This window comes from Aquincola sp. J276 (assembly GCF_024700035.1).
In the GTDB taxonomy this organism is placed as follows: domain Bacteria; phylum Pseudomonadota; class Gammaproteobacteria; order Burkholderiales; family Burkholderiaceae_C; genus Aquincola; species Aquincola tertiaricarbonis.
In genome coordinates, this window is record NZ_JAJONC010000001.1 from 1227618 (window position 1) to 1241887 (window position 14270).

At 68.6% G+C, this 14270-nt stretch carries 11 protein-coding genes, 1 tRNA gene and 1 pseudogene; 1 reads left to right on the forward strand and 12 read right to left on the reverse strand.

The annotated features are described in order from the left end of the window. Positions 1-10: 10 nt before the first annotated feature. Entirely contained in the window at positions 11-2254 is a 2244-nt protein-coding gene (gene rnr / locus LRS14_RS05740; RefSeq protein WP_046111451.1) for a ribonuclease R, read from the reverse strand. 73 nt (positions 2255-2327) lie between these two features. Here rnr and LRS14_RS05745 point away from each other — a divergent pair. Further along, positions 2328-2412, forward strand: a tRNA-Leu gene (locus tag LRS14_RS05745). A 160-nt stretch (positions 2413-2572) separates the two neighbouring features. On the opposite strand, the gene LRS14_RS05750 is transcribed toward LRS14_RS05745, so the two are convergent. The 11 genes and pseudogenes from LRS14_RS05750 to hisS form a co-directional block, all read right to left on the reverse strand. Beyond that, positions 2573-3094, reverse strand: coding sequence for a phosphoribosyltransferase (locus LRS14_RS05750; RefSeq protein WP_046111452.1), 522 nt, complete (start codon positions 3092-3094; stop codon positions 2573-2575). A 28-nt stretch (positions 3095-3122) separates the two neighbouring features. Further along, positions 3123-4475: an adenylosuccinate synthase gene (locus LRS14_RS05755; RefSeq protein WP_257798925.1), complete on the reverse strand. Its 1353-nt coding sequence runs from the start codon at positions 4473-4475 to the stop codon at positions 3123-3125. 28 nt (positions 4476-4503) lie between these two features. Continuing rightward, complete coding sequence (locus tag LRS14_RS05760) at positions 4504-5667, reverse strand: ATP phosphoribosyltransferase regulatory subunit (protein WP_257798926.1); 1164 nt, start codon at positions 5665-5667, stop codon at positions 4504-4506. 187 nt (positions 5668-5854) lie between these two features. Continuing rightward, positions 5855-6742: a protease modulator HflC gene (hflC, locus tag LRS14_RS05765; protein ID WP_046111455.1), complete on the reverse strand. Its 888-nt coding sequence runs from the start codon at positions 6740-6742 to the stop codon at positions 5855-5857. Between the two features lie 22 nt (positions 6743-6764). Next, positions 6765-8102 (reverse strand): FtsH protease activity modulator HflK, encoded by a 1338-nt coding sequence (gene hflK, locus LRS14_RS05770; protein ID WP_198156860.1) that lies wholly within the window; start codon positions 8100-8102, stop codon positions 6765-6767. A 45-nt stretch (positions 8103-8147) separates the two neighbouring features. Next, positions 8148-9341 (reverse strand): annotated as a pseudogene (hflX, locus tag LRS14_RS05775) (GTPase HflX); the annotation flags it as partial. A gap of 23 nt (positions 9342-9364) precedes the next feature. Further along, the gene (gene hfq / locus LRS14_RS05780; protein ID WP_046111457.1) at positions 9365-9607 is read right to left on the reverse strand and encodes an RNA chaperone Hfq; all 243 of its coding nucleotides are present in this window, start codon (positions 9605-9607) and stop codon (positions 9365-9367) included. A gap of 96 nt (positions 9608-9703) precedes the next feature. Next, complete coding sequence (gene der, locus LRS14_RS05785) at positions 9704-11044, reverse strand: ribosome biogenesis GTPase Der (protein ID WP_046111458.1); 1341 nt, start codon at positions 11042-11044, stop codon at positions 9704-9706. Positions 11045-11063: 19 nt separating this feature from the next. Continuing rightward, on the reverse strand, positions 11064-12185 hold the full coding sequence (gene bamB / locus LRS14_RS05790) for an outer membrane protein assembly factor BamB (protein ID WP_257798928.1): 1122 nt from the start codon (positions 12183-12185) through the stop codon (positions 11064-11066). Continuing rightward, on the reverse strand, positions 12185-12844 hold the full coding sequence (locus LRS14_RS05795) for a tetratricopeptide repeat protein (protein WP_257798929.1): 660 nt from the start codon (positions 12842-12844) through the stop codon (positions 12185-12187). The genes bamB and LRS14_RS05795 overlap by 1 nt, the downstream gene beginning before the upstream one ends. A 46-nt stretch (positions 12845-12890) precedes the next feature. Beyond that, complete coding sequence (hisS, locus tag LRS14_RS05800; protein ID WP_257798930.1) at positions 12891-14201, reverse strand: histidine--tRNA ligase; 1311 nt, start codon at positions 14199-14201, stop codon at positions 12891-12893. Positions 14202-14270: the final 69 nt, after the last annotated feature.

Here is a 14270-nt window from a genome sequence, read left to right on the forward strand (position 1 = left end):
CCAGCGCGGTTCAGCGCCGCTTGCGGGTCTTGCCTGCCGCAGTGGACTTGCGGCCCGCGCCGCCACCGCCGCCCGCGCTGCGCTTGCTGGCCGCCTTGCGCGTGCGGGCTTTCACCGCACGGTCGGTTTCCTGCACTGAAGCCAGTTCGTCCACCGCGCTGGAAGCGGCGCGCCGCTCACCCGGCTTGTCGCGCCCATTGCGCGACAGCGGCCGCTCCGGCTCGCCTTCACGCACCATGCGGAAGTCGATGCGCCGACCGTCCAGGTCGACGCGACTGACCTGCACCCGCACGCGTGAGCCGATGGTGTAGCGCACGCCGCTGCGCTCGCCGCGCAGTTCCTGCCGTGCCTCGTCGAAGCGGAAGTACTCCCCGCCCAGCTCGGTGATGTGCACCAGGCCTTCGACGTACAGGCCGTCGAGCGTGACGAAGAGGCCGAAGCTGGTGGCCGCGGTGACGGTGCCGCCGAACTCCTCGCCCAGGCGCTCGCGCATGTAGCGGCACTTGAGCCAGGCCTCCACGTCGCGCGAGGCCTCGTCGGCACGGCGCTCGTTGGCGCTGCAATGCGCCCCGGCGATGTCCCAGACATCGGCTGCGGTGACGCGCGTGGCGCCGGTGGGCGTGGCCACCGCGGCCTTCACCGGCTTGCCGGCCTTGCGCATCGTCACCGTGGGTTCGCTGGCCAGCAGGTTGGGGTCGAGCTGGTACTTCTTGCCCGACAGCAGGCCCTTGATCACCCGGTGCACGAGCAGGTCCGGGTAGCGGCGGATGGGGCTGGTGAAGTGGGTGTAGGCCGGGTAGCCGAGGCCGAAGTGGCCGCTGTTGGCCGGCGTGTAGATGGCCTGCTGCATCGAGCGCAGCAGCATGGTGTGGATCTGCAGCGCATCGGGCCGGTCCTTCGTGGCCTGCGCGATGGCCTGGAACTCACCCGGCGTGGGGTCGTCGCTGACCGACAGGCCCAGCCCCAGCGAGCGCAGGTAGTTCTGCAGCGTCGTCTTCTTCTCGGGCGTGGGGCCCTCGTGCACGCGGTACAGGCTCTTGTGCTTGCCCTGCTGGATGAAGTCGGCGGCGCACACGTTGGCGGCCAGCATGGCTTCCTCGATCAGCTTGTGGGCCTCGGTGCGCACGCGCGGCACGATCTTCTCGATGCGGCCGTTCTCGTCGCACACGATCTGCGTCTCGGTGGTCTCGAAGTCCACCGCGCCACGGGCCGCACGCGCCTTCAGCAGCGCGCGGTAGCAGTCGTTCAGGTGCAGCAGGTGCTCCACCAGGTCGCTGCGCTTGGCGGCCTCCGGCCCACGGGTGTTGGCCAGGATGGCCGCCACCTCGGTGTATGTGAAGCGCGCATGCGAGTTGATGACGGCCGGGTAGAACTGGTAGGCCTGCACGTCGCCGACGTCGGACACCAGCATGTCGCACACCATCGCCAGCCGGTCTTCGTACGGGTTCAGCGAGCACAATCCGTTGGAGAGCTTCTCCGGCAGCATCGGAATCACGCGCCGCGGGAAATACACCGAGGTGGCGCGCTCGTAGGCGTCGTCGTCGATCGGCTCGCCAGGCTTCACGTAGTGGCTCACGTCGGCGATGGCCACGATGAGCCGGAAGCCGTTGAACGCCGTCTTGCCGCGGCCCTTCTTGAAGGGCTCGCAGTACACCGCGTCGTCGAAGTCGCGTGCGTCCTCGCCGTCGATGGTGACCAGCGGCACGTCGGTCAGGTCGATGCGGTGGCGCTTGTCGGCCGGCCGCACGCGGTCGGGCAGCGCCGCGGCCTGCGCCAGCGTCTCAGGCGAGAAGCGGTGCGGCACCTCGTACTTGCGCACCGCGATCTCGATCTCCATGCCCGGGTCGTCGATCTCGCCCAGCACCTCGCTCACGCGGCCCACCGGCTGCGAGAACATCGAGGCCGGCTCGGTCAACTCCACCGCCACCACCTGCCCGGCCTGCGCATCGGCGGTGGCGTTCTTCGGGATCAGGATGTCCTGGCCGTAGCGCTTGTCCTCCGGCGCCACGAGCCACACGCCGCTTTCATGCAGCAGCCGGCCGATGATGGGCGACTTGCGGCGCTCGAGGATCTCGAGCACGCGGCCTTCGGGCCGTCCCTTGCGGTCATAGCGCACCACGCGCACCCGCACCTTGTCGCGGTGGAGCACGGCGCGCATTTCTTGCTGCGACAGGTAGATGTCGTTGCCACCGGGTTGCAGCACGAAGCCGTGGCCGTCGCGGTGGCCCTGCACGATGCCTTCCACTTCGCTCATCAGAGCGGCGCCGAGGCTGGGGGCGCTTGCGTTGTTCGAATTTTTGATGATAGACTCTCGGCTTCCCTGAAATGCCCAGGTGGCGGAATTGGTAGACGCACTAGTTTCAGGTACTAGCGGGTAACTCCGTGGAGGTTCGAGTCCTCTCCTGGGCACCAGAGTTGAATGGATTGAAGTAAAAAGGGCCGATGCACACAGCATCGGCCCTTTTTGTTTGTGCGGCAACCGAAGAAGCACCGGACCTCGGCGTCAGCCAAGGAAGCGCCATCAAGGACACTCGATCCTTGATGGCATCAACCAATCCGGTGCTGCCTTCGCTCAAACCGCGAACTTCCTCGCAAGGCCTTCGGGGCGCAGCCCGTCGTATTCTTCGAAGGGCTGATGGATCCACGGGCTGGTCGTCAGCATCTCGACGTAGTAGTCGGGCGTGTAGGTCGATACGCCCTTGGTCCAGATGACAGCCGAGCGCAGTTCCTGGATGGAAGGCATGCCACGCAGCCGGTCGACCACCGCGCGCAGCGTGATGCCGGAATCGGCGAGGTCGTCCACCAGCAGCACGCGGCCAGCCAGTTCGCCCTTGGGCATGGTGATGTACTTGGCCATGTCCAGCCGGCCCTGGATGGTGCCGGCCTCGGCACGATACGAACTGGTGGACATGATCGCCAGCGGCTTGTCGAACACGCGCGACAGCACGTCGCCCGGGCGCATGCCGCCGCGGGCCAGGCACAGGATCTGGTCGAACTCCCAGCCCGAGTTGTAGACCTTGAGCGCCAGGCGCTCGGTCAGCATGTGGTACTCGTCCCAGGAGACGTACAGGTGTTTGCCGTCGTCGGTCAGCATCGTGGGCTCCTTGTCTGGCGATGGGGCATCAGGCTTGGTAGGGATGGCGAAGCAGGATGGTGTGGTCGCGGTCGGGACCGGTGGACACCATGTCGATCGGCGCGCCGATGAAGGCCTGCACACGCTCCAGGTAGGCCCGTGCATTGGCCGGCAGCGCATCCCACTGCGTCACACCGAAGGTGGTCTCGGTCCAGCCGGGGAAGGTCTCGTAGATCGGCTTGCAGGCCACAATGTCGTCGGCATCCAGCGGCAGGATGTCCACGCGCTGGCCGTCCAGCTCATAGCCCACGCAGACGTTGATCTCCTTCAGGCCATCCAGCACATCGAGCTTGGTGATGCACAGGCCCGAGATGCCGTTGATGATGATCGAGCGCTTGAGCGCCGCGGCATCCAGCCAGCCGCAGCGGCGCGGCCGGCCGGTGACGGTGCCGCGCTCCTGGCCGACGGTGGACAGGTGATGGCCCACAGTACCCTCCTCGTCCATCGGCAGCTCGGTCGGGAACGGGCCCGAGCCCACGCGCGTGGTGTAGGCCTTGGTGATGCCCAGGATGTAGTGCAGCTGGTCGGGCCCGACGCCGGAGCCCGCGGCCGCATTGCCGGCCACGCAGTTGCTGGAGGTGACGTACGGATAGGTGCCGTGGTCGATGTCCAGCAGCGTGCCCTGCGCGCCTTCGAACAGGATGTGAGCGCCTTGCTGGTTGGCGGTGTGCAGGCGGTAGCCCACATCGGCCATCATCGGCTTGAGCTGCTCGGCCACCTTCATTGCGTGATCGAAGATGGGCTGGTAGTCCAGCGGCGTGGCCTTGAGGTAGCCGCCCAGCGCGAAGTTGTGCAGCTCCAGCAGTTCCTTGAGCTTCTTCGCAAAGCGCTCGGGGTGCTTCAGGTCCTGCACGCGCAGCGCGCGGCGGGCCACCTTGTCCTCATAGGCCGGGCCGATGCCCTTGCCGGTGGTGCCGATCTTGCCGGCGCCGCTGGTCTCGCGCAGCGCCTCGCGCGCCTTGTCCACTTCCACGTGGAATGGCAGGATCAGCGGGCACGATTCGCTGATGAACAGCCGCGACCGCACGTCCAGGCCGATCTTCTCCAGCCGCTCGATCTCCGACAGCAGGTGGGTCGGGTCGACCACCACGCCGTTGCCGATGTAGCACTGCACGCCATCGCGCATGATGCCGCTGGGGATGAGCTGCAGCGCCGTCTTCACGCCCTTGATGACCAGCGTGAGGCCCGCGTTGTGGCCGCCCTGGAAGCGCACCACCGCCTGTGCGTGGTCGGTCAGCCAATCCACCACCTTGCCCTTGCCCTCGTCGCCCCACTGGGTGCCGACGACGACGACATTCTTGCCCCGCGATGCGCGCGAGGCCGAGTTGCTCTGCTGTTGCATGATGTCCGAAAGGTTCGTGGAAAGAGAATCAGAGCGCGCGCAGCGCCCAGCGTCCGTCGACGAGCGCAAGCTCGCGGTCGCAGTCGAATTCCTGGGCCTCGTGTTCATGGCCCGGCAGCACGCACACCACCGTCTCGCCCTGCTGGCGAAGGCTGCGCACGGCGTCGCGCAGCGCGCTGTCTTCGCCCCAGGGGGCGCGGATGGCCATGCGCGGGCCTTGCGGCGTGGCCAGCTCCACCAGCGCCTTCAGGTCCAGGCTGAAACCGGCGGCGGGCCGATTGCGGCCGAACACCGCGCCCACCTCGTCATATCGACCGCCGCGCACCAGCGAATCGCTCGCACCCGCGCCGTACAGGGCGAAGCGCACGCCGCTGTAGTAGGCATAGCCGCTCATGTCGGCCAGGTCGAAGCCCACGCGCACCTGCGGATGCGCGCGGCGCACATGCTGTTCGATCCACTGCAGGTCGTCCAGCGCGGCAGCGATGAGTCCGCTGGCCGGCAGCTGCGCCCGGGCAGCCTGCAGCACGTCGGCGCCGCCATACAGGCGCAGCAGCGTGGCAAAGCCCTCGCGGGCCCGTGCCGGGAAGCCGGCAGTGAGCTCGGACAACGCGGCGCTGTCCTTGTGCGCCAGCGCGGCCATCACGTCGTTGAGCCGCGTGGCATCGACCGAGACGCCTTCCAGCAGCCCGCGCACCACGCGCGCATCGCCCAGGTCGAGCACCGGCGCTTCGATGCCGGCAGCCTTCAGGCCGTCCAGCGCCAGCTCGATGACTTCCAGCTCGGCCTCCAGGCCAGCATGGCCATAGATCTCGGCGCCGAACTGCAGCGGCTCGCGCGTGGCATGCAGCCGCTCGGGCCGGGTATGCAGCACCGGGCCGCAGTAGGCCAGGCGGGTGACGCCGCTGCGGTTGAGCAGGTGGGCATCGATGCGCGCCACCTGCGGTGTGGTGTCGGCGCGCAGGCCCAGGGTGCGGCCGCTGAGCTGGTCGACCAGCTTGAAGGTCTTCAGGTCCAGTTCGCGGCCGGTGCCGGACAGCAAGGACTCCAGATGCTCCAGCAGCGGCGGGATGACCAGCTCAAAACCATAGCCACGCGCCATGTCGAGCAAGGCGCGCCGCAGTTCTTCGATACGCCGGGCCTGCGAAGGCAGGACATCGGCAATGTGCTCGGGCAGCAGCCACGCAGACGACATCAAAATGCACCGGTATTAAAAACCCGATTGTACGGGCGTGGAAACGGCCGCCAGCCGGTGCCAGCGGCCTGTTGGCGGCGGTGGGGTCCGGGCGCTGGCCGGCCCCAGCCTCAGGCGGCGCAGGGCCCCAGCCGCACTTGCAGCATGCAGCGCTGCGGCCGCCGAACGCAGCGGCAGTCCCCAGGCCTCAGCGGCCGGTCGGCGTGCTGCTCTGCGAGCCGCGCATGGCGCGGAAGAACTCGCTGTTGGGATCGACCACCATCACGTCGCCCTTGGTGCGGAAGCTGGCGCGGTAGGCCTCCAGGCTGCGATAGAACTGGGCGAACTGAGGATCGCGGCCAAAGGCGTCGGCATACAGCGCCGAGGCCTGCGCATCGCCCTCGCCCTTGATCTTCTGCGCGTCGCGGTAGGCCTCGGCGATGATGACTTCGCGTTGCCGGTCGGCATCGGCGCGGATCTTCTCGCCGTCGGCCGCGCCCTGCGAACGCAGCTCGTTGGCCACCTGCTTGCGCTCCGATTCCATGCGGCGGTAGACGGCGTCGGTGATGTCGGCGACGAAGTCCACGCGCTTGACGCGCACGTCGATGATCTCGATGCCGAAGGCCTTGCCCTCGTCGGCCAGGCGGTCGCGCACGGCCTGCATCACCTGCTCGCGCTCGGTGGCCAGCACGCCGCGCACGGTGCGGCGGGTCACCACCTCGTTGAAGGCGGCCTGCACCACCGGCGCCAGGCGGCTTTCCAGGTTGCGGATGTCGACGCCGCTGTTGCGGATGAACTGGCGCGGCTCCACGATGCGCCACTTGATCAGCCAGTCGATCACCAGGCTCTTCTTCTCGGCGGTGAAGATCGGGCGGGTCTCGGGGCTGTCCAGGGTCTGCACGCGCTTGTCGAGGAACACCACGTTCTGGAACGGCGGCGGCAGCTTGAATTTGAGGCCGGGCTCGGTGATCACTTCCTTGATCTCACCCAGCGCGTAGACCACCGCCACCTGGCGCTGGTCGACGATGAAAAGCGTTGAGCTGGCGAGCATCAGCAGGATCAGCGCGCCGGCAACGATGGCTCCGATTCGGTTCATGTTGTCTATGTCTCCTGCAAGCTCAGCGGACTTCGCGGTCGCGGCTGCGCTGGTTCTCGCGCGATCGGACGTCGGCGGCGGACGAGCCGCTGGGCACGCTGTCCATCGGCGTCGGTGGGGTGGCCACGCCGGAGGCGGGCGCGCCCGCACCGCCGGCCTGCGGCTGCTGCAGCAGCTTGTCCAGCGGCAGGTACAGCAAATTGGATCCGTTGCGGCTGTCCACCATCACCTTGCTGACGTTGCTGTAGACCTGCTGCATCGTCTCGATGTAGAGGCGGTCGCGCGTCACGGCCGGGGCCTTCTGGTATTCGGTCAGCACCGAGCGGAAGCGCTGCGCATCACCTTCGCCCTGTGCGGTCACGCGGGCCTTGTAGCCCTCGGCCTCCTCGCGCAGGCGCGCGGCCGTGCCCTGCGCCTTCGGAATCACGTCGCTGGCGTAGGCCTGGCCTTCGTTCTTGAAGCGGTCGCGGTCGGCCCCGGCCTTCACCGCGTCGTTGAACGCCGCCTGCACCTGCTCGGGTACCTGCACGTTCTGCACGTTGACGTTGGCCACGATGATGCCGGCCTTCAGCCGGTCAAGCTGCGCCTGCACGGACTTCGCCAGGTCGGTGGCGATGGCGTCACGCTGCTCGTACAGCACCTGGTCGATTCGGCTGCGGCCGACGATCTCGCGCACCGCCGATTCGGCCGCCTGAACCACGGCTTCGTCGGGGCTGCGGTTCTCGAACAGGAACTCGCGGGCATCCTTCAGCCGGTATTGCACGGTAAAGCGGATGTCGACGATGTTCTCGTCCTCGGTAAGCATGGAGGAGTCGCGCAGGCCGGTGGCCTGCACCACGCTATTGCGGCCCACTTCCACCGAGCGCAGCTGCGTCACGGGCACCGTCTCATGCGCCTGGAATGGATACGGGAAGCGCCACTGGAAGCCGGCCTCGGCCGTGTAGGCATAACGCCCGAAGGAAGTGACCACCGCCTGATGGCCTTCCTGCACGATGAAGAAGCCGCTGGCCAGCCACACCAGCACCACCACCACGCCGATCAGGCCGGCGCCGATGCCGGCGCTCTTCATGTCGGGCCGGAAGTTCGGGCCGCCGCCATCGCCGCTGCCACCGCGGTTGTTGTTGCCGCCGCCGGTGGGCTTGCCGCCCAGCAGCCCGCTGAGCTTGCGGTTGAAGTCGCGCCAGAGTTCGTCGAGATCGGGTGGGCCGTCGTTGCGGCCGTTGTTGAGCACGAGGGTGTCGCTGGCGTCTGCGCGGCGCCGCGGCCAGGCGCTGCGAGCCAGGCCGGCCAGGAGCGCGCGGGAGGCCTGGGCGACGGCCGACAGGCTGGAACGCTCGGGGAACGATGGGCGCATGTTCATGCTTGCATGGATCGGGTGGCGGGAGCCTCGTCGGCTTCCGGTGAGGGGGGGCTCGTCGGCCTCGGCGGCGGCTTCGCCGGCCGGGGTGACGTAATCGTCGGCATTGCCGCTGGCGGCCGCGGCGATGGCTTCGCGCAGCGCCTCCAGGCCGGTGCCTTCCATGGCACTGAGGAAGATACGCGGCACCCGCAGGCCCGGCGCACGTTCCACCGCATCGACCAGCACCCGCGGCCGGGTGGCCTCGTCGAGACGGTCGAGCTTGTTGTAGACGAGGATTTGCGGAATGCGTTCGGCGTCGATCTCGGCTAGCACGCGGTCCACTTCGTCGAGCTGCTCGGCCAGCTGCGGGCTGGAGGCATCCACCACGTGCAGCAGCAGGTCGGCCTCGGCCGCCTCCTGCAAGGTGGCGCGGAAGGCCTCCACCAGCTTGTGCGGCAGGTCGCGGATGAAGCCGACGGTGTCCGACAGCGAGACGGTGCCGCCCAGCTGCGGCAGGTAGAGCTGCCGCGTGGTGGTGTCCAGCGTGGCGAAGAGCTGGTCGGCGGCGTAGGTTCGGGCCTTGACCAGCGAATTGAACAGCGTCGACTTGCCGGCGTTGGTGTAGCCCACCAGCGAGATGCGGAAGGTGCCGCTCTTCTCCCGCGCCCGGCGCTGCGTGCCGCGCTGGCGTTTGACCTTCTCGAGCCGCTGCTTCACGGTCTTGATGCGGTCGCCGATCATCCGCCGGTCGAGCTCGATCTGCGCTTCGCCCGGCCCGCCGCGGGTGCCGATGCCGCCCTGCTGGCGCTCCAGGTGGCTCCAGCGGCGCACCAGGCGGGTGGCGACGTACTGCAGCCGCGCCAGTTCCACCTGCAGCTTGCCCTCATGGCTCTGGGCGCGCTGGGCGAAGATCTCGAGGATCAGGGCGGTGCGGTCGGCCACCTGCACGCCCAGGTGGCGCTCCAGGTTGCGCTGCTGCGCCGGGCTCAGCGCCTGGTCGAAGATGACGCCGGTAGCCCGGTGTTGTTCCACAAGGGCCTTGATCTCGTCGGCCTTGCCGCTGCCTACGAAGAGCGCGGCATCGGGCGCCTTGCGGCGTGCGATCAGGCGCGCCACCGCGACGTCGCCGGCCGACTCGGCCAGCAGCGCCAGTTCGTCGAGCGTGGGATCGAAGGAGGACGATGGGCCCAGGTCGACGCCGACGAGCACCGCCCGGGCGCCGTCGGCTGCAGCACCGGACGGAGAAACGTCAGAACTCAAAGCAGGATGTGCCAGCTCGGCCGTCAGGCCGCTTCACCGGGTTCTTGCGCGTGGAAATTGACCGCGCGACCGGGAACCACCGTGGAAATGGCATGTTTGTAGACCATCTGGGTCACGGTGTTGCGCAACAGGACGACGTACTGGTCGAAGGATTCGATGTGGCCCTGCAGCTTGATGCCATTGACCAGATAGATCGACACCGGAACATGTTCCTTGCGCAGCAGGTTCAGAAATGGGTCTTGTAGCAATTGCCCTTTATTACTCACGACATTCTCCGTGTCTGTTTCAGATGCGTGCCACGTTAGCACAGGGTTGCCCCTAGTGGCCGGCGGGCCCCGCGACAACCTTTCCCCGCCCCGCCTCTAGGAGCCCTTGTCGTCGAAAGGGTTCCGCGAAGATTTCATTTCTATGCGCAGCGGGGTGCCGGTGAGCTTGAAATGCTCCCGGATGCGACCTTCCAGAAAGCGCTTGTAGGCGTCGGTGATGTGCTCCAGCGAATTTCCGTGGATCACCACCACCGGCGGATTCATGCCGCCTTGGTGCGCATATCGCAGCTTGGGGCGGAAATTGCCAGCCCGCTTGGGTGCCTGGTGTTCCACCGCCTCGTGCACCAGCCGGGTGAGCACCGGGGTGCTCATCTTCACCGTGGCCGAGGCGTGCGCGTCGGCGATCGTCTTCCACAGCGGGCCCAAGCCCTGCCGCTTCAAAGCGGAGATCTGGATGATGGGCGCGAACTTGAGGAAGGCCAGCCGGCTGGCAATGGAGCGGTCCAGCATCTCGCGCTGGTAGCTGTCCACCGCGTCCCACTTGTTGACGGCCAGCACCACCGCGCGGCCGGCGTCCAGCACATAGCCGGCGATGTGGGCGTCCTGCTCGGTCACCCCCTGGGTGGCGTCCAGCAGCAGCACCACCACGTTCGCGTCGGCGATGGCCTGCAGCGTCTTGACCACCGAGAACTTCTCGATGGCCTCGAACACCCTACCCTTGCGGCGCAGGCCGGCGGTGTCGATCAGTTCGAAGCGCTTGCCGTTGCGCTCGAACGGCACGTGGATGGCATCGCGCGTGGTGCCGGGCATGTCGAAGGCGATCAGCCGCTCCTCGCCCAGCCAGGTGTTGATCAGCGTGCTCTTGCCCACATTGGGCCGTCCAGCCACGGCCAGGCGGATCGGGCGTTCCTCGCCGTCGGCGGGTTCTTCCTCGTCCTCGGGCCAGGTGAAGCTCTCGAGCACCGCTTCCACCAGGCTGCGGATGCCCTGGCCGTGCGCGGCGCTGATGGGATGCGGCTCGCCCATGCCGAGTTCATGGAACTCCGACAGCATCGGCGATTCGGCCATGCCTTCGGCCTTGTTCACCGCGATGAAGACCCGCTTGTTGGCCGCGCGCAGGTAGCGCGCGATGTCGGCGTCCTGGCCGGACAGGCCGGATCGGATGTCCAGCACGAAGATGACGGCGTCGGCCTCGGCCACCGCCTGCTTGGTCTGCTTGGCCATCTCGGCCACCACGCCGGTGGGCTTGTCGGGCTCGAAGCCGCCGGTGTCGATGACGATGAACTCGCGGCTGCCCAGCCGGGCATCGCCGTAGTGGCGGTCGCGCGTCAGGCCGGCGAAGTCCGCCACGATGGCGTCCCGGCTCTTGGTGATGCGGTTGAAGAGCGTGCTCTTGCCGACATTGGGGCGGCCCACGAGGGCCACGACCGGTTTCATGTGTGCTGCCTGTTGACTGTCATTCCGGGCGGAACGCGAACACGCCGCCGTTGCGGGTGGTCACGACCACGGTGTTGCCCCACCGCACCGGCAGGCCCACGACCGGCGAGCCGTCTGTGGGCAGGCGCAGCAGGGTGGTGCCGTTGGTGCGATCCAGGAAGTGCACCTGGCCTTCGACGTCGCCGAAGATCACCGTGCGGCCGACCACCAGGCCGCCGCTGAGCTGCCGGTAGAGCAGCCGCTCGGAGGTCCAGGCCACGTCGCCGTTGGTGCCGCGCCAGGCGGTGATGCGGTCACTGGCATCGGCACCGACGACCAGTTCCGCATCGCCGCCGACGGCCTGCACGCCGCCCACGTTCTTGCTCCACTGCAGCGTGCCGCGCTCGGCATTCACGCAGCCCACGGCGGACTGGAAGGCCCGCACGCAGACGGCGTCGCCGTTGCGCGCCGGCGGCCCGATCAGGTCGGCGAGCCGTTCCACCTCGTTGGTACCGCGCGGGGTGGCCACGGCCACGTCCCAGCGCACGGTGCCGCGCAGCGGGTCGACGCCCAGCAGGCGCGGGCCCTGGCCCACCAGCAAGGTGTCCTTGAACGGCGCCAGCACGCTGGCCTGCGACAGCGTGAGCGCGTCGCCCGGGCGCTGCAGCCGCCACAGCGGCTTGCCGTCCAGCGCGTCGAAGGCATTGACGATGCGATCCACGCCCATCACGAACACCCGCTCGCCGGCCACCAGCGGCGGCGTGGCCACGCGCGCGTTCAGGCGCACCTTCCACTTGACGGCGCCACGCTCCATGGCCACCAGCTCGTTGTCGCGGGTGACGACGGCGGCGATGCGGCCATCGCTGCCCACGCCGGCGACGATGGGCGCACCGGCATTGCCACGCCACAGTTCAGCGCCGCTGTCGGCCTGCAGGGCCACCACGTTGCCGTTGCCGGAGGCCAGCGTCAGCTCGCCTTCGCGCACGGTGGGCACCAGCGGGAAGTCCAGCCTGTCCAGCCGGGCGCTCCACACCAGGCGGCCGGCGATCTGCGGCGAGACGGTCTCCAGCGGCGTGGGCTTGGGCTTGTCGGTGGACGAGCAGCCGGCGGCCAGGGCCATCGCCAGGGCGGCAGCGGCGGCGGAAAGAAGACGGCGCTGCATCACTTGGCTCCCTGGGCGGCCGGCGCCGCGCCAAGCGCGGTGAGCTTGGCCTCGATCAGCTGCCGGTACTCCAGGCGCGCATCCATCGCCGCCCAGGCGGCCTGGTAGGCGGTCTTCGCTTCGTCCTTCTTGCCTTGGGCCATCAGCACGTCGCCGCGGCGGTCGGCGGCCAGCGCCTCGAAGCCGGGCGCCTTGGCGGCGTCCACCTGGCGCAGCGCCTCGTCGTACTGCTTCTTGTCCAGCAGGATGCCGGCCAGCCGCAGGCGCGCCACGGTGCGGTGCTCGTCCTCGCTGGCACTGTCGGCCACCCAGCCGAGCGTGGCCGCGGCCTCGTCCACCTGGCCCTTGTCGAACTGGGCCTGGGCAGCCAGCAGGCCGCCCTGCCCGGCATAGGCGGTGCGCGGGTACTTGTTCTTGAGGTCGGCGAACACCTGGCCGGTGCGGGCCGCATCGCCCGCGCGGGCGGCGCCTTCGAGCGCATCGAACATGGCCGCGGCCTTGGTGCCCTGGTCGCGCTGCCAGTAGTTCCAGCCGTTCCAGGCCGCGAAGCCACCGAGCGCCAGCACCAGCACCCAGGTGATGAGGTTGCCGTAGCGCTTCCAGAAAGCCTTCAGCTCGTCGAGCTGTTCCTGCTCTTGCAGGTCGAGTTGGGTTGCCATGCGATGCTTGTCTTGTTCTGACCGCCCGGGGGCGGAGGAGGCGGGATTATGCGTTGCGCAGTTCGTGCGCCCAGGCGGCCACGTCGGCCAGCGGACGCACGGTCTGCGCAGCCTGGGACTGCGCGCCCTGCCCGTCGCGCAGCGGCTTGACCGCCACCTCGCCGCGGGCCAGTTCGTCGTCGCCGAAGATCAGCGCGAAACGCGCGCCGCTGGCGTCGGCCCGCTTGAACTGCGACTTCATGCTGCCCTGCCCTTCGGTGTTGCCGGCATGCATGACCACCGCCACGCCGGCCGCGCGCAGCGCTTCCAGCACCGGCATCACGCGCGGCAGGCTGGCGGCCGAAGGCACCACCGCATAGGCCGACGGGGCCGCCGACGGCACTGGCGCCTGCGCCGCTTCCAGCAGCAGCAGGAGCCGCTCCAGGCCCAGGCCCCAGCCGACGCCAGGCGAGGGCTTGCCGCCCAGCTGCTCGATCAAGCCGTCGTAGCGGCCGCCGCCACACACCGTGCCCTGGGCGCCGAGCTTGTCGGTCACCCACTCGAAGACGGTGAGGTTGTAGTAGTCCATGCCGCGCACGAGGCGCGGGTTGATGCGGTAGGCCAGCCCGGCCGCATCCAGCACGGCCTTGACGCCATCGAAGTGCGCCAGCGAGGCCTCGCCCAGGAAATCGATCAGCCGGGGCGCGGCATCCACCACCGGCTGCATCGCCGGGTTCTTGGTGTCCAGCACCCGCAGCGGATTGCTGTGCAGGCGGCGCCTGGCATCCTCGTCCAGCAGGTCGGCATGGGCTTCCAGGTGCGCGATCAGCGCCTGGCGGTGCGCACGGCGCTCCTCCGGCTGGCCCAGGCTGTTGATCTCCAGCGTGACGTCGCGGCCTTCCACCAGGCCCAGCTCGCGCCACAGCGCACGCAGCAGCAGGATGATCTCGGCGTCCACGTCCGGCCCGGGAAAGCCCAGCACCTCCACGCCCGCCTGGTGGAACTGGCGGTAGCGGCCCTTCTGCGGCCGCTCGTGGCGGAACATGGGCCCGATGTAGAACAGTCGCCGGCCGCCTTCGCGCAGGAAGCTGTGCTCGTTCATCGCCCGCACCACGCCGGCCGTGCCCTCGGGGCGCAGCGTGAGCTGGTCGCCGTTCAGGCGGTCCTCGAAGGAATACATCTCCTTCTCGACGATGTCGGTCACCTCGCCCAGGCCGCGCACGAACAGCGCAGTGGGCTCGACGATGGGCGTGCGCACGTTCTGGTAGCCGTATCGCTGCATCAGCGAGCGCAGCGTGGCCTCCACCCATTCCCAGCGCGCGGACTCGGGCGGCAGCAGGTCGTTCATGCCCTTGACGGCACTCAGTCGTTCAGACATGTCAGCAGCAATGCGTTGGGGGCCGCAGGCGGCCCGGTTGTGTTCGGCAGGCGGCCCGCGCGCAAGCGG